Source organism: Mesorhizobium cantuariense (assembly GCF_042647205.1).
Lineage (GTDB): Bacteria > Pseudomonadota > Alphaproteobacteria > Rhizobiales > Rhizobiaceae > Mesorhizobium > Mesorhizobium cantuariense.
Map to the genome: position 1 here is coordinate 57,911 of NZ_JBHRVD010000001.1, position 19,433 is coordinate 77,343.

A 19,433-nucleotide genomic window follows, 5' to 3' on the forward strand; every position below is an offset into this window, starting at 1 on the left:
GGATCCTCTCGAGGGAACCCTTGGGCATTGAAACGTCGACCCCTCTAAAGCGCATCGCGGCTGGAGGGCCTCAGGCGAGGCGCTTTAGAGTCTTGTATCTTTGCATGTCCCCGCTGCGCACTTTGGGCGACATGCACAAGGTTCATGCGGCGGCCTTCAGCGTTTCAAGAACGTTCTGCGGGGACGAGACGCCATAGGGGTCGGTCTCGCAGTTGTCCGAGAAGCCTTCCTCCTCGAACCACTTCTCCACCACGCCATTCTCGATCAGGGCCGCGTAGCGCCAGGAGCGCATGCCGAAGCCCAGATTGTCCTTGGCGACCAGCATACCCATCTTGCGCGTGAACTCGCCTTTGCCGTCCGGGATAAGCTCGACCTTCTCCAGTCCCAAGGACTTCGCCCACGCATTCATGACGAAGGCGTCGTTGACGGAGACGCAGTAGACGGCGTTAATCCCCTCCTTCTGAAACTCGTCATAGAGCTCTTCGAAATTGGGCAGTTGGTAGGTCGAGCAGGTCGGGGTGAAGGCGCCAGGAAGCGAGAACAGGATGACGCGCTTGCCGCTGAAATAGTCGTCGGATGTCTTGTCTTCCCAGCGGTATGGATTTGGCCCCTCGATCGACTTGTCGCGAACACGCGTGCGAAAGGTGACGAAGGGAACCTTCTTTTTAACGGTCATCTATGTTTCTCCTCTAATTGAAGGGTGGCGCATTGTTTCTCGGTTGGCTGACGCGACACCGGGCTGGGGCTGGCTCGCCGATCATTCGGTCTATCAGTTGCGTGTTGGCTATTCGTCTCGCCGGCGCTCACACGCCGAGCAGGGCTGGCAAACCGCGATTGGGCGAGCGCCATGCCTTGGCCTGTCGACCTCGAAGCACTCATGTGCAAAGTAGCCACCGACCATCGATGTCTGGAGGGGACGGCGTCCCGATGTGGGCCCGGAATCGGTACGATCTCCTGGGGCGCTTGTATGGAGCTTCGCGTCTCAGCCATGGTTCGTTGTTGCCTTCTTGGTGCCTTGATGGGCTCTAACGACGAAGAGCAAGCGCCATGCCAACCCCTCGAAGGCAGTGAATCTGACGAGTTTTGCGAAGACCTTTTTGGGCTTGTGCAGGAGCGCCGTGCGTAGCCGACAGGCGCGGAACAATCGACTGGTCACCCGGATCGGGCAAGACTGCAGTATCGTTGGAGAATCGGCAGTTCTGCGCCGGTTCGGGAAAGACCAACCGTTTCCGGACAGCCGGACCGATGCCTTACCGTACACCGGCGGGGACTGCAGCGACCGCGCGAGTCTATTTCTCTATTGTGTTCCTGCATGCGCGGCGTTCTGCGAAGACACCTGTCAGCATCTAAGATCGCGCGCTGTTGCTATTCCCTACCCGCATCGAAGAGGTCTTTGCCGCCCTCCAGCTCTAGCTAGTGCCCAAGGGCCGGGACGCGGGGGCTCGCGTCGCGGTGATCGAGATATCTTCATTTGCGCTGCCGTGCGTGTCTGACCGCACATGTTCTTGTGTCCGAAGTCGGACAAGAATGTAGCAAGGCGACCAAGGGTCGCCAAGCCCGCAACGCGGTGCAAGCGGTGCAACGCAAACGGTACGCTAATCGGCACGCAACTTGCTCCGATGATCTTGTCAGAGTGGTCATCAGCAGGGCTTCGCAGCTCAGCGGGGTTTGACCAGTCTGTCAGCTAAACGCTAGTAGGCGGCTGAGGTGCTTTATGGACCAAGGACGACGTGGACACCCTGCCTGCATGAGTTCGCAACCAATCTCATCCGCGCTTGCGCGCAGGCGCTGCATCGCGAAACGGAAATCTCGAGGCACTGAGCCGGGACGTGCAACATGCTGCTGATCGACCTTATGACCAGCCGTGCGATCTCGACCGAGCGGAAGAACGCCTGACGTTTCAGGAGAAGTCAAAATGGCCCCCAACCCAGTTCCAGATCATGTCCCGCCCGAAATGGTGAGGGACTTCAGTCTGTTCACGTCGCCTGGCATGCTGCCGACGCCCAATGGGGATCCGCACGCAGCGGTCGCTTGCGTTCACGAAGGACCGCCGATCTTTTATTCTCCCTACAATACGCGCGATGGCCAGGGCACCTGGGTCATCACTCGCGCCAAAGATCAGCGCCGGGTGCTGCAGGATGCCGAAACCTTTTCCAGCCATCGCAGCATCTTCGCCTCCGCGCTGGGCGAAAACTGGCCGATGATCCCACTTGAACTCGATCCGCCGGCCCATGGCGTGTTCCGCTCACTACTTAGTCCGCTGCTTTCGCCCAAGCGGGTGCTGGTGCTGGAACCGGCTGTTCGCGAACGAGCGATCGCGCTGATCCAGAGGATCGTCGCATCCGGCACAAGCTGCGACGTCATGAAGGATTTTGCCGTTCCTTTCACGGTCAGCATCTTTCTTAGCTTTCTTGGGCTACCCGATCACCGACTCGATACATTCGTGGCCTGGGGCAAAGATCTGCTGCACGGCGACGATGAGAAAAGACAGGTGGCAGCCCGCACAATTGTGGCGTTCATCGACGAACTTGCAGCCGTTCGCCGTAAGGAACCGGCCGACGATTTCATGACCTTTGTCGTTCAGGCCAAGGTCGAGGGCCGACCGCTGACCCATGAGCAAGTCCGTGGCGTGGGCGTGCTTCTGTTCGTCGCGGGGGCTGACACAGTTGCAGCAGCCTTAGGCTTTGACCTCGCCTATCTGGCGCGCAACCTCAAAGAGCAGGAATGGCTGCGCAGCGAACCGGACCGGATCGCGCCCGCGGCCGAAGAATTGCTGCGCGCCTATCCAACGGTGCAGATCATCCGCGTGGCGAAGAAAGATATCGACTTCGAGGGCGCGCCCATCCGCAAGGGGGATTATGTTTCCTGTGCCACGATGATCGCCAATCGTGACCCGACGGAATTCGAACGCCCCAACACGATCGATCTGGCGAGACAGGAAAATCGTCACGCCGCGTTCGGCTACGGTCCCCACCGCTGCCTCGGCTCACACCTTGCCCGGCGGGAGATTGTCATTGGTCTGGAGGAGTGGCTGTCGCGCATCCCGGCCTTTCGGATCAAGGAAAGTACGGCGCCCATCGCCCATGGCGGCCATTTGTTCGGAATCGAAAATCTGATCCTGGACTGGTCCTGAGCAAAGCCGCTCCGAGACGCGGCGCAGACAATGGAGACAGCACCATGCGCATCATCGTCCATACTGCCAAATGCCAGGGTCACGCGCGCTGCTGGGCGCAAGCGCCCGGCATCTTTAAGCTTGACGATGAAGGCTCCATCCTGCCCGGTGACATCGAGGTTGCGGAGGCGGAGCAACTGCTTGCGTTACGAGCCGCGAGGTCCTGCCCAGAACGTGCGCTGGAAGTCGACCACGCTCCGGCTGCGCAGGTCGAACTGGACGCCGTCCAACCGACAGCCCGGCAAGTTTAGATGCGCGGAGCGATGGGACCGCACACTGGAAAAGGCTGGCGCGGCCTGTCCCACCGCTGTCCGCGTGCAACCGCGCAAGGGGCATATCTGCGACATCGAGGTGCTCCACTGCCCAAACGCCAGCAGGGTGGCGAAACGCCTCTTCCAATCTCAGGATTCGCAACAGAGCCGATGGACCAGGAAAAAATAATCGAACTCACCGACCGTGAGGCAATCCGCGACTGCCTCTACCGGTACTGCCGCGGGATAGACCGCGCCGATGAGGCGGCGCTGCGCAGTTCGTACTGGCCCGATGCGCAAGACAATCACGGGGCCTATTGCGGCTCGGCCGACGGCTTCATTCGGTTTGCGCTCGCGGTGTTCGAGACCGGACCGCGCAACATCCATCAGATCGCGAACATCCTGATCGAATTCACTAGTCGGGCAGAGGCCACGGTCGAGAGCTATTTTACTGCCCTGCAACGGGGACCGGACAACGACGGAGAAATACGCCAGACGCTGCTGTGCGGCCGTTACTGCGATCTGTTTCAGAAGAGGGAAGGTCAGTGGCGGATTGCGGAACGGACGGTCGTCTACGATTGGTGCGAGGAGCAGACCCCACCAGCGGTTGCCGAGGCAGAACGGTTCGGCCCGCGGCGGCCGATTGGAGCACCGTATCCGCACGATCCGGTCTATGCGCTCGGAAAGCGTGGCGTCCATGTTGCCGTCTGAGATTTCGAACCGGAGATCCGCATCAGCAGTGGGGACAACCTTGCAATGCCATAGCCATCCCGGCGAAAGCCCGCCCCGTGAAAATACCGCTGCCGGAAAGCACGACGTCTATCTGGGCCGCAACTGGCCGTCATCGGGACGTGACCCGGCCGGTTGTACCACCCAACGTTGATGGGCTGAGATCACTGAGGGCTGTCGCGGAGAAGTGCGCATGAAGCAGGCAGGACGCATCGTCATCATTACAGGCGCCGCCGGCGGCATCGGTCGTGCCTTGGTCGATCTTCTTGCGCGCGAGGGAGAGACTGTTGTTGCGGTGGACCTTCCGGGCAGCGGCGTGGTTGAACTTGCCCGTAGCCTCGGCTGCCCGCATCTCGGCCTCGAATGCGATGTCTCGCGAGAGGGGGATGTCCTCGCCCTTTATGGCCGGATCGAAGCACAGTTCGGGCAGATCGGCGTTCTCATCAATAACGCCGCGGTTGGACCCGCCATGGCTGCGACTGTCGACACCGGTGTCGATGCCTTCCGGCGCGACCTGGCAGTAAACTTGATAGGGCCGTTCGTCATGGCTCGCGAAGCGGCAAGGCGCATGAGGCCGGGCGGTGTCATCGTCAACTTAGCTTCCATGGCGGGCGTGGTCGGCAACCCCAAGCGCAACGCCTACGCAGCCTCGAAAGCGGGCTTGATCTCGTTGACGAAGTCGCTTGCATGCGAATGGGCTCCTCGCGGCATCCGCGTGACGGCTGTCGCGCCGGGCTACGTGCGCACGCCGATGGTCGCGGAACTGGAACGCGCAGGCAAGATCGACCTCGCGGCGGTGCGTCGCCGCGTGCCTATGGGACGCTTGGCGCGCCCGGTCGAGATCGCCCTCGCCGTGCGTTTTCTGATCAGCAGGGAGGCGCGCTACATCACGGGATCGGTGCTGGCGGTCGACGGCGGTTGGATGTCATTCAACCAGCCAGGGGATGCGTATGCACCGGTGGATGGGACGCCTCCAGCCGAACTCTCCTGTCCGGCCGAACGCACCGACGCGCGAATCGTGCTCGTCACCGGGGGCGCCAATGGCATAGGCGCGGCCGTCGTTCGCCGCTTTGCCTCGAACGGTGACACCGTCGTGATTGCCGATAGAGATCGCGATGCGGCGACGGTGCTCGCTGCATCGCTCGACAGCAAGAACCTGGCGAAATCCGTGGATGTGGCCGTCGAAAGCGAAGTGGTGGCGCTGTTCGAGGAGCTGCGGGCACGCTTCGGGCGCGTCGATGTCCTTGTAAACGGTGCTGCCGTCGCCGACACTTTTGCGGCGGGTATCGAACAAATCCCGGCAGATATTGAACACGTCCTTGGTGTAAACCTTACCGGCGCCTTCACCTGCGCGCGCGAGGCGATCAAGGCGATGGGCGCTGGCGGCGTGATCCTCAACCTCGGATCGATCTACAGCTTTCTCCCTGTCGCGCCGCGCCATGCTTACGGCGCTTCGAAGGCCGGGATGGACATGCTGACCCGATGCATGGCGGCCGAACTCGGGCCGGTCGGCATTCGGACAGTAACCGTCGCTCCTGGCTACATCCGCACGCCTGGCGTTGCCCAGTTGGCCAAGGCTGGCCGCATCGACTCCAAAGCGATCGGACGACGCATACCGATGGGCAGGATGGGGCGGCCGGAAGACATCGCACACGCGGCGTTTTTCCTTGCTTCGTCCGACGCCTCATACATCAACGGCTCGGTCCTCTATGTGGACGGCGGCTGGACCTCGTTCGGTGATGCGGGAAACGCCAGCGAACTCTATGACGAATGTTTTGCGGAGGTCGGGCATTGATTGTCGATCATTCGCCAGGCAACGCGCTGCGGCTCATCGAAGCCGAGGGCGTCCAAGCCTTCACGCCCATTCAGCGCGTCGGGCCCGCGACGCTGTCTGCGATCGAAGATGTCATCGCCGCCGAACCGGTCGATGCAGTCCCAACCGCTCCAGGCGCGCCTGCCGCCGCCCACTGGCAAGCGGGTTGGCGCAAGACTACGCCGCCGACAAGGGCTTGGATCAACCGCGGCCAACGCCTTGTTTGCACATTTCGAGCGACCGTTATCGGCCAAACCCCCCCTCTGCAGACAAAGGAAACACCATGGAATTCGCGACCTTCATCCTGGCCGCCCAGCGCGGCTATCATCAATCATCCGACAGCGTCATCCGCAACTCAATCGAACAGGTCGTCCTTTCGGAACAGGCTGGCTTCGACACCACCTGGTTCGCCGAACACCACTTCAACAATTACAGCCTGATCCCCTCGCCCTTGATGATGGTGGCGCACTGCGCCGGCTTGACGGACACCATTCGCCTCGGCACCGCCGTCTGCGTGCTCCCCCTCTATCAACCCCAGCGCCTGCTTTCCGAGATCGGCTTCGCCGATATCGTTGCGAGCGGTCGTCTCGAACTCGGCGTCGGCCTGGGATACCAGCAGTTCGAGTTCGAGCGTTTCGGCGTGAATATCGATGAGGCGCCGGCGGTCTTTTCGGAATATCTGGACATCCTTCTGAAGGGCCTCAACCAAAAAATCTTCGAGCACGACGGCCGGTATGAGAAGATACCGCCGACGGCGATTTCGGTGCGCACCGTCCAGAAGCCGACTCCGCCGATCTGGATCGCTGGCGGGTCCGAGAGGATGGCCCGGGCCTATCGTGAGGGACATAATTTTTTTGTCACAGCATTCCACAACGGCTTGGAGACTTTGAGCACTCTGCGCGATTCGATCGAGAAGGCGGCGGCTTCCGAGGGCAAGAATGTCACGGACGCCAAGATATCGTTGCTGCGCTGCTGCTACGCCAGCGACGACGAAGCGGAGATCGACTGTTACCTCGACAATGCCCGCTTCCAGCGCCGTTTGTCTGAAGCACTGCATCAGCGCCGCCAGCAGAGCCAGGACGGCTATCTGCTGGAGGAAACGCCGACGCAGCAGGATCTGTCGTTCAAGACCATGCGCGAGAACCTGCCGATCGGCAGCGTCAATCGCGTGATTGATCGGCTGTTGGAGGAGATGGAGGTCTTGAAACCGGACCAGATCGCAATTCAGACTCAGTTGGGGGATTTCGATCAAAAGACGATGCTACGCCAGATCGAGCTCTGGGGAGACAAGATCATCCCGGCGGTCAACAAGTCGCTCGGCCCCTCGGAGGCTGGCAGCTTGCAAGTTCGCAACGACTTGAATTGAATTGCTGCCATTGGCTTGCCCTGGCCGGCATCGGGCAGCACTGCCCAACGGCGGACACCGCTGGCCGCCATGCATTTGCACATTACGAGCATCTTCAGCACCGTCGAAGGTCCATCGGAACGCCTCACAGCCATCATGCACCACAACCCAAATTGGCGGACACCCATCCGCATGTGCGATTCAGCAGCGAGAGCGTGCTGCAAGGCTCCAAAACCAATTAGAAGACAACCACGATCGAGCGGTCACCGCTGTCCCGTCAGCTTACTGAAAATTCAAACCCTACTCTCCACACGAGGCCCGTATGACGACCAACATCAAGATCAACGGTACTGTTCACACGGTCGATGCCGATGGTGATACCCCATTGCTGTGGGTCTTGCGCGATGTCCTCGGCATGACCGGTACCAAGTTCGGATGCGGTGCCGGTTTATGCGGTGCTTGCACGGTGCATCTCGACGGACAGGCTGTGCGCGCCTGTCAGACCCCGATCGACAGCGTCGGGGAGAGTTCCATCACAACAATCGAGGCCATAGGCGAGACGCCGCAGGGTAAAGCGCTCCAGCAGTCCTGGATCGATCTCGACGTGCCGCAATGCGGCTATTGCCAGTCCGGCCAGATCATGTCGGCTGCCGCTCTCCTTGCAGCCACACCGAAGCCCACCGACGCTGATATCGACGCTGCGATGTCCGGCAATGTCTGCCGCTGCGGCACCTATCAGCGCATTCGTGCTGCCATCCATCGTGCGACCGCTTGAGGATAGAGGCTAATGTTCGACAGGTCGCTCCGTCTAAACCGCCGCAACTTTCTCGCAGCCGGGGGAGGTCTCGTAGTCGCGCTTTCTCTGCCGTCGTCGCCTCGAAGGGCTGCGGCTCAAGCATCACCAGGCTTCGCGCCGAATGCCTTCATTCGTATCGATCGCCAGGGCATCGTCACGATGGTGATGCCCATGGCCGAGATGGGGCAGGGGATCCACACCGCGCACGCCATGCTGCTCGCAGAGGAGCTTGACGTCGGCCTTGATCAGGTTCGCCTCGAACTGTCGCCCGCGAGCGACGCGCTATACGGCAATCCTCTGTTTGGGCCTCAGAGCACCGGCGGGTCGACTTCGATCCGCGCTTTCTGGATGCCGCTGCGCCAGGCAGGCGCGGTTGCCCGCACTCTCTTGCTAGAAGCCGCGGCTCAAAAATGGGGCGTCGATCCCAAGACCTGTCGCGCCGAGAGCGGCTCGGTTTTCGAAACATCTGGATCCCGCCATCTCGCCTATGGCCAGCTTGTCGATGCCGCAGGCACCCTGCCGGCACCCGCACCCGAAAGCGTAGCCCTCAAGGATCGGAAGGACTTCAAAATCATCGGCAAGCCTCACAGGCGGCTCGACACACCCGGGAAGGTCAATGGAACAACTGTCTTCGGGATCGACACTAAAATTCCCGGGATGAAGATCGCCGCAATCGCCATCTCGCCGGTATTTGGCGGCAAACCGAAATCGGTCGACGAAAAAGCGGCTCTGGCTGTCAGAGGTGTCCATCAGGTCGTCCTGACCGATCAGGCTGTGGCGGTTGTCGCCGACCATATGGGCGCTGCCAAGAAAGGCCTCGATGCGGCTGCGATCCAGTGGGACGAGGGGCCGAACGCCACTGTCAACAGTGCCGACATCATCCGCCAGCTCAAGGAGGCTTCGAAGACACCCGGAGCTGTAGCGCGCAGTGAAGGTGACGTCGAGAAAGCGCTGGCTGGTGCGACCCGGCGCTTGGAAGCTGTCTATCAGTTGCCGTTCCTCGCGCACGCGACCATGGAGCCGATGAATTGCACCGTGCATGTGAAGAAGGATGCTTGCGACGTCTGGGTCGGTACGCAAGTGCCCACCATGGCGCAGACGACCGCAGCGCAGCTCACCGGCTTGCCTGTCGAAGCCGTCACCATCCACAATCATCTGATCGGCGGCGGCTTCGGCCGTCGGTTGGAGGTGGACGGCATTGAGCATGCCGTTAAGGTGGCGCAGCAGGTGGACGGGCCAGTCAAAGTTATCTGGAGCCGCGAGGAAGACATCCAGCACGACATGTATCGGCCTTACTATTATGACCGGCTGTCGGCCGGGCTTGACGCATCTGGCAAGCTGGTTGCCTGGACTCACCGCGTTTGCGGATCGTCGGTGACGGCGCGTTATTTTCCTGCTGGCATGCAGAATGGTGTCGATCCGGACGGCGTCGAGGGAGCGGATCAACCGCCTTATGCATTTCCTGCCATTCATGTTGAATTCAAGAGGGTCGAGCCGCCGGCCGTTCCCACCGCCTGGTGGCGTGGCGTTGGTGCGACCCATAATATCTTCGTGGTCGAAAGCTTCATCGATGAGCTGGCAGCGGCGGCGAAGGCTGATCCTGTCGAGTTTCGCAAGGCCTTGCTCAGCCACAATCCGCGTGCGCTTGGCGTGCTGACGCTGGCCACGCAGAAGGCGGGTTGGGGAGCACCGATGCCCCAGAGGCAGGGTCGGGGCGTTTCGGTGCAATTCGCCTTCGGCACATACATGGCGACCGTGGCGGAGGTCGAGGTGGGCACCGACGGCACGGTCAAGGTTCATCGGCTCGTCTGTGCGGTCGATTGCGGGCTGCAGGTCAATCCCGACACGATTGCGGCTCAAATGGAAGGCGGTTGCATCTTCGGCCTGACGGCTGCCTCGCACGGCGCCATCACGCTGAAGGACGGGCGGGTGGAGCAGGGCAATTTCGACACTTATCTTCCGATGCGAATGGATGAAGTGCCCGTAGTGGAGACACACTTCGTCAACAGTGCCGAAGCGCCTGGGGGGATGGGCGAGGCTGGAACCGCGGCGGTATTTCCAGCCCTAACGAATGCGATCTTCGCGGCGACGGGCAAGCGCATCCGCACGCTGCCCGTAGACACCAAAGTCCTCAAATCTATCTGACCGCTTTCAGGGTATAGGGTTAATTGGAGAAGCTCTGCGGGTCGAGATCCCAGGCAACCTTGGCCTCCAGCGCCTTCTGCCGCTTCTTCATCGTCTCGAGATTGTGCCGCTGCCACACCCCGCGCACCCCGGAGGCGAGACCGAGTGGCCGCGTTTCCTCGCCAGCCTTATGGCATGCGGATCTGACCTAAGGCCAGCAGCTCCAGCGACAATTCGAGAATGATCGTCTCCACCTCCGGAGCGTCGGTGGGCAGCAGCGGCTTTCTTGCGCGTCATCTCCTGCAGAGTCAGCTCCCGCCCGTCTCCTACGCTGTCGTACGAATAACCCATCATCTTGCAGGTTTGGCTGACATTGCCGGGCTGTTTGGCGAGCTACAACAGCCCCACCTTGGCGCGGATGATCTTTTGGTCCTTGGTCATTTCGGAATCTTTCACGCCGAGGCCGGGCGCTGCGAACCCTGACCACTCCGCGCCCGGCCTCGGCTCTCGGTTCAGCTTTATGACACCGTCTGCCAGATTAAGTCTAAACTTTTGCCCTTTGCGATGGGCTATGAGGATATAGAAATCAGGTTTATCGATCATCAAGATCCTGCAATAACGAGGCAGCCAGGGCCTCCTCGGCGATGGCCACGCGATGCTGAAGCATGGCCAGCGTCAGCGCTCCGTCCCATGCTGCTTCGACCGCCTTTCCTCCAAGCGGGTGGGCCAGGCACGGAGCTGTTCGCACGGCGGCTATATAGTCGACGGCGCCAAAGCGCCATGGCTCGGCACCATGTTCGCGCATGATGTGGTTGCCGATGCGCAATCCGGGCCAGTCAAAATCGCCGTGATAGTAGAGGCGCGCGCCCGCCTGCGCGAGTTGGGCCAGAAGGCATCGTTGGGCAGCCGCTGGCATACCATCGGTGCAGACCAGCGGGGCGCAGCCAGCTCCCCATCGGTCAGCGGCGATGGCGAGCAGGTTGGGATTTTCGCACACGTAGACGTTACGGCCCGTTGCATCCCATCGGGGCGGCGAGCGCAGCAGCGATCGCAGCGATGCATAGGCTGGCTCTCCCAAGCGCCAACGATCGCTTTCTGTCCCGCTTGTCGGCAGGTTCAGGGACAGGGCAGGGCGTGCCAGCTCATTGACCAGAACCCCTGCTCTGGCCCACGTCTCGCGGACTCGCTCCGCACCGCCGGCCGGGATCAGATCGATGTCCTCGCTCGATTTCCGTATCGTCTTGCCATCTTCGTTGGCAACGGGTGCGGCCGGGTCATCAGCGGGCGTGGCGGTCTGGCGCCAGACTGCCAACACGAGTGTCGCGACCCCGCGGCCGTTGTCAAGCGCATGGGCATCGCCCAGAACGTCCGCAGCCAATTGCGAACGCGTGATGCCTTTCGCCGGCAGGTACCGCAGCACCTCTTCGGCGCGTCGGCAAAGCTCCGCTGCAGCGATCGCATCCCGCCGAGCGATCCGCTTGAGCAGGCCGATGCCCTCCGGTGTCAGCAGCAAGCTGGCCAAGCCGGAATGCCTGCAACCCTCGATTACACCGGACCACACTGTTTGCAGATGGAGGCGCATCCCGGCGAGATGAACGATGGGGCCGTCGAGCTTTTCCAACGCATCGCGCAGGGACGTGGCGATGCCGGAGTGCAACAGGTCGGCATCGACCTGGCGGACGTTGATTTGTAGGGACTTGGAGCGGCGCTGCGGGCGACCGAGCAGCGAGGCCAGTGTTGCGTGTTCTTCGGCGCTAAGCCCGGCGACGCGAATAGGATCGACAGTGCCGCCGAGCGGAGCGCGCTCGAAGCGTTGGCGCAGCCGCTTGCGCAGCAAGGCGAGGTGCTCACCGCCGAGCAGGCGTTGAAGTCGCGGGTCGGCCTGGTCGTTCATGCTGGCGCAAATCGGCGATCGGGATCGGCCTCGGACGTCTTTTCCCGGCCGTCCCAGCTCCATCGCGACACGAACACGGCGTCGATACCTTCGCGCCGCTGCAACTGGCAGATGGCGACGCCCGGCAGTTCAGCATAACACGCCCACTCGCGCTCGCTGGTGATGACGAAGTCCAGATCGAACTCGCGGATCAGACCCATGCAATGCGCGCGTGCTGTGTCATCGATGCCGGCGAAGGCTTCGTCGAGCAGCATCAACCGCGGGGCTAGGACGTGGCTGCCCTGGCTGTAGAAGCTGGCGACCGCAGCAAACAGCGGCACCGTCAGACCGAGCGCCCGCTCGCCGCTCGAGGCGGGTCCGGAAAGCTTGCGCCAATGTCCCTCCTGCCAGCGTTCGACGCGGAAGCGGTGCCAGTGGCGATAATCCAGGGCGCGGGCCAGCTGGTCGAGCAAGGTCCCGCCGCTGTCTTTTCCACCGCTGGAATCAGCGCGCTCCCGCTCGGCGGAGATGCGCTGTTGCAGCATCGCACCGACGACGCTCCGGTCGCCTGACGACCAAAGGTCCGCGCTGGTGTTGAGCAGGCGCTTGCGCGCCACGTCGAGGCCCACCGGCGCTCCTTCCTCTTCTAGCAGTGGCTGCCACAACAGGCGATAGCGTACGCCGGTGGAGGTAGGGCGTTTGTGCAACTCGCCGTTGATGGCGTCGACTTGACGTTCGGCGCCCTGCAACAGGCGCTGGATTTCCGCGGCGATTTCAGCCTGCAGATGGTTCTCCAGAACAGCCCGTTCGTTGGCGGTGAGCAGTTCGCTGCGCTGGGCGATCTCTTCGGCGAGGCGCGTGGCAAGGCGGTCGGGCCGTTCGCGCCGGTTCTGATAGACGATATCCACCCTGAAACCCCAATCGCTGGGGTCGGCCTGGGCCTGGTGGCCGAGCGCGCCAAGCGCGCGCTGCAGCTCGGTCAGTTCTTCAGCTGTCTGCCGCTGGACGCGCGCCCACGCCTCGTCGTCGTCCTTGAGGTTCGACAGATCCTGTTCGGCGCGGCGGGCCAGCGTCAACGCCGGGTCGATCGTCCACTGAACGCTCATGTCGGGCATTTCAACATGCGGCAGGGCGGCCGACAGCAGGCCCGTGCCCGAGAATTGCTGCAATGTGGAGATCGCCTTGGCGCGGGCCTCGCCGCGCTGCTGAAGAACGAGGTTCGCCGTCTCAGCCTGCTGGCCGGCAACCGCACGCGCCTCACTTGCCTTGCGCCAGGCTTCGCCGGCGAGCTTCAGGGCGGCTTCACCGGCTTCGACCACACGGCGCGCATCGGTCAGTTGCCGCTGCAATTCCTCGACCTTGGCGCCGACCGTTTCGCGCAGCACGTCGAGCCGAGCAGAGGCGTCTTCCGCTTCAACACGGGCTGTCGCGAGTTCCTCTTCGCGCTGCCGCACATCGTGGCGTGCCTCACTCTCGCGGGCACGCTGACGTTGCCGCTCCGGCAGTGCCAGACGGACCTCATGGGCCACTTGTTCGAGCCGGACGTGCGCATCGCGATAATGATCGAGCGCTGCTTGGATGGCAGGCAGCGCTTCGGGTATTTCGGGCAGGCGCTGGTCAACGGCATCCGCGGCAAGCTGCTCGCGCACTGCCGTGAGCGCCTGTTCGGCCTCGCGACACCGTGTGTCTGCTTCGGCCAGCTTTTCGCTGGCGAGACGCGCGGCTTGGGCGCTAGCGGTGGCGGTCAAATGAGCGACCCGCAACGCCTCGTCGGCGGGCGCAAGCCGCCACTCTTCGTCGGCCTGTTCCCGATACAGCGCGAGCTGCTCCACCTTGGCTCGCACATCCGTCAACTCAACGGAGAGTTGGGCGAGGCGGCCAGCAATCTCGGCCAACCGCCGCCCGCGGGCTGCGGCGCGGGCCGCGTGGCCGATGTAGACTGCCTCTGGCTTGCCCCACGCACCGGACAATGCGCCGAGGCGGAAGCGGCCGTCGGGGGCGATCCAGGCCTCGCTGTCGATCGGATCGTCGTCCGCGCAGGCGATGCCCGACAGCACGCGCTCGATGATGTTGGCTGGCACGACGCAGCCGGCCGAGACGGTGGCTTCCAGCCAGTCAACGAGCGATGGAGAGTGCTTTTGTCGTTCCACAGCCTGCGTATCGTAAGGTAGGGTGCCGCCATCGCCGGCTTGGAGGCGTCCGTCAGGCGCTATCCAGGCGTCCAGCAACCCGGCGGCTTCGAGCGCGGCTTCAAGGCCGCCGCGTTGCGGGGCAGCCACCGTGCCGCGAAAATCGACCACTTGCCAGAGCGGCGCGCCCTGACGTGCATCGCGGACAGAGGCATCGCGCGTATAGGGCAGGGGCGGCGCCATTTCGTCGCCGGCTTCCAGGCGTCCGCGTTCGTCTTTCAGGGTGTCGTATTCCATCTCCAGCGCCTGCCTTTGGCCGTCGAGCGCTACGCGACGCTGAGTCAGCGAAAGGCTGGCCCCTTGATATGCCGCTTGCAGAAGCCGGAGGGTGGGGTTGTCACCTTGGAGCGTTATTGTCCATTCCGCCAGGGCCGTCAATGCCGCGGATCTGCCGTCGGGATCGACCAGCAATTGTTTTAGGCCGATAAAATAGCGGTCCCAGCTCTCCACCAGAGCACGGCCTTGCTGTTCGAACTTAGTGTCGGCTTGGGTCCGACTTTCGGCAGCCTCTTCAGCTGCGATGCGCCTTTCATCTTGGACTTCGCAGCGCCGCGCATAGGCGGCCTCGGCCCGCGCGACTTCGTCGTGGCGGCGACGCAACTGGGCAATCTGCTCACGCCGGCCGACAACGAGGTTGCGGAGCTCGCCGCAGGCCCCGTCGAAAGCATGCTGCGTCAGCTCGATCAGCGCGGAAGCTTGCGATGTGGCGAGGGGATTTCCAGCATGCTGGCCAGCGATGCCCGCCGCATCGGCGTGCGTCGCACTTTCCAGGCGCAGATGGGCCAATGCGCGTTCGGCCTGGTCCGCGCGCTGGATTGCGCGTCCGGCTTCTTGCGTGCTGAGTCCCAGCCGTCGGCCCGCCTCTTCGACGGCCGCCGTGGCCTTCTGCATCGCCTGCAGTCGTGCAGCCCTGTCTCTTTCGGCGGTTTCGAGGCGGTTGGCGTCCTGCATCGTCGGGTCGGAACGCAAAGTGTCGAGACGCGCGCGCCCTCGCGTCAGCACGATCTCCGCATCATCGTGGGTCGTTCGTGCCAGCGTTTCTTGCGCTTGGGCTTCGTCAAACCGGACCTGGGCTTCGCCTCGTGTCCGGCTGGCGTTGTCAAACTCGGTCTGGGCCTGGCGCAACAAGCGTGCCTGCCGGCGGGTCTGTGTGCCGGCGTAGATGCGATAACGCTCTTCGAAACGGCCGACGGCCTTGACCAGGGCCTGATACTCGTCGAGCTGACGACGGTCTTCCTCCAACTGTCCAAGCGCTTCGGCAACGTCGCCGAGTAATTCGGGCGCCAGCGGCGGCAGGGCCTCGGTCAGGGCATTCGAAAGCGCGGTCTCGTCCGGCTTTCTGGAAAGCTGCGGCTGGCGAAGCTGGATCAGCGTGTCCATCAACGCGTCGTAGCGCTTGGCGCCCAAATGGAACAGGCGCTCGTCGACGGCGCGGCGGTAGCCGGCTGCAGTGTCGAACACCTGGCCACGACCATCGAGCGCGTCGCGCAGGCGCTCCTTGGTCAGTACGACACGCTGCGCGCTCGTCAACCACAGATCCTGGTTGATGCGCGGCGCGCCGTCGGTGTCTTCCAACAGGAAGAACCAGCTATCGACCTGCGGACGGGCCGCCGTTGCCGAAAGGCCGGCGCCGAGCGAGAGAAAACGTGGCGTGCCGTCTTCCGCGACGCGGCCAAACTCGATCCACGTATAGCCGATGCGCCGGTCATAGCTGTTCATCAGCAGGTTCCAGGCCATCTTCTTGCTGCCGTCCCCGTCGGGCTCGATGCGCGAAGACTTGAGCTGCGCGTCGAGCAGCAGTGGCAGCGTCAGCGACAGCACCTTGGACTTGCCGGTGCCGTTGTTGCCCCGCAGCAGCAGGTGGCCGTCGCGGAACCAGAATTCCTCGCTGTCGTAGTGGAAGAGCTCCACCAGACCCAGGCGCAGAGGCTGCCAGCGCTGCCGCGTCGGCATCGGCAAGGCGGGTTTTTCCGGAGGCAAGGCGAACAGGTTCATGTCGATTCCAATCGAAGGCCGGCTGCCCTGGTCGAGGCGCCGCGGCTTTCGCGAATCTCAGCCTCGCCCAGCGCGAAGCGCGCGAGCGCCGGCAGGGGCTGTATGAAGCCCGCCATCCGCACGGCAAGTCGCAGCTTTTCCAATCGATCGATCGCAATGGTGGCGAGCTCGCGCTCGGCGCCGGGCTCGCGCGCCGATTTGCGCCAGTAGCGGCCATACCGGCCCTTGGCCTCATGCAGGAAGTCGGCAATGTCGTGCTCCCGCATGCCGGTGGCCGGTGCCGTGCCGGCCCCATCCGCCCGGCGCTGCCTTTGGCCGGTGGCTAGGTGTTCGGCAACCAGCAGCGTTACGTGGGCGTCGGTGCCCTCGGCCGGCATGGCGACGTCGGTCAGCACACCGGCTTCATCGACCAGCGCCAGCCCTTCGGCGCGCTGCTCGGCCACCAGGCCGGCGGCCTCGCACAGGCGAGCCGCCATTGCGCCGCGCTGATTGAAGAAGTAGGCTCGGGCTTCCGTGTCCAGCGTCTCGACATAGACCACCGGATCATCGAGAAGCCGGCGCGCGAGTTGGTGGCGCAGCGCCGTGCGCCGACCTTCCTCGCTGTCCGCTACATGTTCGCCGACAAGGGCGCGTAGCCGCTCTTCGAGCGTTTTGGGCGCTTCTTCCGGTGACCAAGTGGACGGGCCACGCACAGCCGCCAGCATGCCGGCGAGCATGCGGCGTTGCACGTCGTAGAGCGCATCCGCCTGATCGCCTCCGGCCTGCACGAACGTTTCTTCGTCGCCGGCCACGCGGTGCAACACCCCGAGGCTCAGCAAGGTGCGGCACACCGAAACCAGTTCGCGCCGCTCGTGTTGCGCCTCGAGAACGAAGGTGAAGTCGAGCATCGGCTCGGCGGCGAGCTCCAGCAGCCTCTCTCCTAGCAGGCGCAAAGTGATCTGCGGGTCGGCACGTTCGAGCACCGCGCAGGCGAGGCTAAGCAGCACGTAGCGCCGGCGATCGTAGCCGGGGAGGCCGCGCATGGCGTCGGTCACGTCTCCTGGCCGCTTGTAGAGGCGCGCGCCCTCGCGCTCGACTTGTAATATCCAGCCCGTCTCGCGAGAAAACCATTCGCGCAATGATTCGGCCTGGCGGCGTATGACGGCGAAATCCTCATGTGCCGGGCCTATCAACGGCGTCATCAGCAGGGCGCGCACGCAGGCGCGGAACTCCTCGCGCCGGAAGCGCTGCTGCAGCAGGCCAATTCCGCGACTGTCGTTGGAGCCGTTCGTCGCTGTCATCGACTGTCCTGCAAGGGCGTGATGGTGATCAGATGGTCGCGCCCTGCAAAGACGCCATGCGGCGTGTTTATCGTGGCGCGGCTGTCGGGGGCAAGCGGCTTCAAGTGGATGTGCAGTAAGCCATCGCCCGTCTGGCGTTCCACCGGCGTGTCCGGTCCGGCTTGTTCGCTTAGCGCCTCCCCGAGCAGGCCCAGAAACAGACCAAAGGCATGTATGTCGAGTTCCCCCAGATCCGAAAGCCGCGCCGGGCGGCTGGTGGCGAGGCGCTTGCGCGCCGCTTCGACCTGCAGCGATTCCTCCGCGAGCTGAAGTGCCAGGAACGCTCGCTCTTCGGCGCGGTCTCGCACGCGCGGCAGCGGTCCGCGCGGGGCCGCTTCGCCGTATTCGCGCAAACGCGGGTGAATCTTGAGCGGCGCGGCGTCGGCCCAGGAGGTGCTGGCCGGCAGCTCGGCGTCCGCGTTGGCGTTGAGCGAGAAATGCCGCGCCGGATTGAGGGCGAAGGCGGCCCGCGCAAGGCGGTGCGCCTCGCCGTTGTCTGCGCAGGCGGCAAACCAGCCGGCGAGCATGCGGAAGTCGGCAGAGCGATCGCTGCGGCCGCTGCGCCGCTCATTCAGCGCGGCGATAGCAGCCAGAAGCTGGGGGATGGCCGATCGTGCCCGCGCCCGCAACAGCTCGGCTTGCGGGGGCTCGTGGCCGGTGCTGAGAAACCAACCGCGCAGACCCTTCCAGCGTTCTCGCCAGGCTTGCAGGTAATCTTTCCGCGCCTCGACCTGATCCCGTGCGCCGCCGGGAGCCGCGTCACGCGATTCGCGCTCGGCCACCTGTCCAAGCAGGGCATCGATGCCCGGCTCCAAAGCCAGGATGAGGCGTGCGATGGTGTCGGAACGGCGCACCAGATCACCCATGAAGCGCTCCAGATAGTCGATCAGCCGCTTCTTGTAGTTTGCGACCACCCCTGCTTCGGCTTGCTGCAGCTCGATGCTGCGCGCGACGCCGGCCATGAACGCCTGGGCGTTCTCGGCCAGACTTTCGAAGACACGCACGAGATCCCGTAGCGTTTCGTGGATCTTGGCCGCGTCAGGTTCGGTTGCTTCGGCCAGCGCCTGAAGTGCCTGCAGTCGGCTCGCTATATCCTCGAGCGCCACCGTTTGCAGCTCAGCGCGGCGCTGCAAGGTCTGTACGAACACTGCCAAGGCGGATTCCACGGCCTCGCCGCCCTGCGAAAGGCGATAGAGAAAGCGTGCACGGTAGAAGTCGCTAAGGCTGGCAACCCGCGCGGTGTCGGGATGCGATTCAAGATTGCCCCATTCCGTAAGCTGAGTGAGCGCCGTATTCACGTCCTCAATGCGCGGCGGCCCGTCCGGCCATCGGGCTTCGGCAAGCACTTCGTCGGGCCGCAACTGCAAACGATATTGCCGCTTCGCCGCTGCGAAGACGTCCATGATGCAGCGGTAGAATGCGGCCTTCTCGGCGCTAACGTGACGAAATAGGTCCGCCGGGTCATTTGCAATGTGCACAGGCAATCGCTGCCTCCCCAAATCCACTTTGAATGTTTTTGCTTTGTTCTCACGTTCAGTCAAGACCACTCGTATCATTGCCATCGCTTCCGCCCACACATCCACCCATTCCCGGACGGCAATGGCCGTGTGTCACCACTGTCGCATGCGATGGCGCTGAAAGCAGGCATCGGGGACTTGGCTTATGGTCGATCTCCAGAGGCCTTGCCCGCAGCCTTGAGGATCGAGGCGAATACAAACGGATGATGGACCATGCAGACAGCCCTCGTCGCGGGGACCTCAATGGCCGAGGCGATCTCTCGGAAGCAGCCCTCAAGGAGTTCTGCGAGTGGTTCCTTACCGGGGCACT

At 63.2% G+C, this 19,433-nt stretch carries 12 protein-coding genes and 1 pseudogene; 7 read left to right on the forward strand and 6 right to left on the reverse strand.

All coding sequences use genetic code 11. The annotated features are described in order from the left end of the window. Window positions 1–142: 142 nt before the first annotated feature. Entirely contained in the window at window positions 143–676 is a 534-nt protein-coding gene (locus ACFOJ9_RS00300) for a peroxiredoxin (protein WP_095082048.1), read from the reverse strand. 1,239 nt (window positions 677–1,915) lie between these two features. On the opposite strand from ACFOJ9_RS00300, the gene ACFOJ9_RS00305 reads away from it, so the two are divergent. The 7 genes from ACFOJ9_RS00305 (at window position 1,916) to ACFOJ9_RS00335 (ending at window position 10,251) form a co-directional block, all read left to right on the forward strand. Then, window positions 1,916–3,133, forward strand: coding sequence for a cytochrome P450 (locus ACFOJ9_RS00305; RefSeq protein WP_378921968.1), 1,218 nt, complete (start codon window positions 1,916–1,918; stop codon window positions 3,131–3,133). A 44-nt stretch (window positions 3,134–3,177) separates the two neighbouring features. Continuing rightward, on the forward strand, window positions 3,178–3,423 hold the full coding sequence (locus tag ACFOJ9_RS00310) for a ferredoxin (RefSeq protein ID WP_378921966.1): 246 nt from the start codon (window positions 3,178–3,180) through the stop codon (window positions 3,421–3,423). Between the two features lie 171 nt (window positions 3,424–3,594). After that, window positions 3,595–4,134 carry a nuclear transport factor 2 family protein gene (locus ACFOJ9_RS00315; RefSeq protein WP_095082042.1) on the forward strand — a complete coding sequence of 180 codons (540 nt, stop codon included), beginning with the start codon at window positions 3,595–3,597 and terminating at the stop codon, window positions 4,132–4,134. 211 nt (window positions 4,135–4,345) lie between these two features. After that, window positions 4,346–5,947 carry an SDR family oxidoreductase gene (locus tag ACFOJ9_RS00320; protein ID WP_378987474.1) on the forward strand — a complete coding sequence of 534 codons (1,602 nt, stop codon included), beginning with the start codon at window positions 4,346–4,348 and terminating at the stop codon, window positions 5,945–5,947. Window positions 5,948–6,248: 301 nt separating this feature from the next. Further along, a complete protein-coding gene (locus ACFOJ9_RS00325) occupies window positions 6,249–7,331 on the forward strand; it encodes an LLM class flavin-dependent oxidoreductase (RefSeq protein WP_095082036.1) in 1,083 nt (360 codons plus the stop codon). Window positions 7,332–7,632: 301 nt separating this feature from the next. Beyond that, on the forward strand, window positions 7,633–8,085 hold the full coding sequence (locus tag ACFOJ9_RS00330) for a (2Fe-2S)-binding protein (protein ID WP_095082034.1): 453 nt from the start codon (window positions 7,633–7,635) through the stop codon (window positions 8,083–8,085). Between the two features lie 12 nt (window positions 8,086–8,097). Continuing rightward, the gene (locus tag ACFOJ9_RS00335) at window positions 8,098–10,251 is read left to right on the forward strand and encodes a xanthine dehydrogenase family protein molybdopterin-binding subunit (RefSeq protein WP_378976359.1); all 2,154 of its coding nucleotides are present in this window, start codon (window positions 8,098–8,100) and stop codon (window positions 10,249–10,251) included. 52 nt (window positions 10,252–10,303) lie between these two features. Here the strand turns inward: ACFOJ9_RS00335 and ACFOJ9_RS00340 are convergent. The 5 genes and pseudogenes from ACFOJ9_RS00340 to ACFOJ9_RS00360 form a co-directional block, all read right to left on the reverse strand. Then, window positions 10,304–10,671, reverse strand: a pseudogene (locus ACFOJ9_RS00340) (IS481 family transposase); the annotation flags it as partial. Between the two features lie 151 nt (window positions 10,672–10,822). Continuing rightward, window positions 10,823–12,124: a TIGR02679 family protein gene (locus ACFOJ9_RS00345; protein WP_378976361.1), complete on the reverse strand. Its 1,302-nt coding sequence runs from the start codon at window positions 12,122–12,124 to the stop codon at window positions 10,823–10,825. Continuing rightward, entirely contained in the window at window positions 12,121–16,287 is a 4,167-nt protein-coding gene (locus ACFOJ9_RS00350; RefSeq protein ID WP_378976363.1) for a TIGR02680 family protein, read from the reverse strand. The genes ACFOJ9_RS00345 and ACFOJ9_RS00350 overlap by 4 nt, the downstream gene beginning before the upstream one ends. Then, window positions 16,284–17,567 carry a TIGR02678 family protein gene (locus tag ACFOJ9_RS00355; RefSeq protein WP_378976365.1) on the reverse strand — a complete coding sequence of 428 codons (1,284 nt, stop codon included), beginning with the start codon at window positions 17,565–17,567 and terminating at the stop codon, window positions 16,284–16,286. Before ACFOJ9_RS00355 ends, ACFOJ9_RS00350 begins: the two co-directional genes overlap by 4 nt. Then, window positions 17,564–19,147 (reverse strand): TIGR02677 family protein, encoded by a 1,584-nt coding sequence (locus ACFOJ9_RS00360; protein WP_378976367.1) that lies wholly within the window; start codon window positions 19,145–19,147, stop codon window positions 17,564–17,566. The genes ACFOJ9_RS00355 and ACFOJ9_RS00360 overlap by 4 nt, the downstream gene beginning before the upstream one ends. Between the last annotated feature and the right edge of the window lie 286 nt (window positions 19,148–19,433).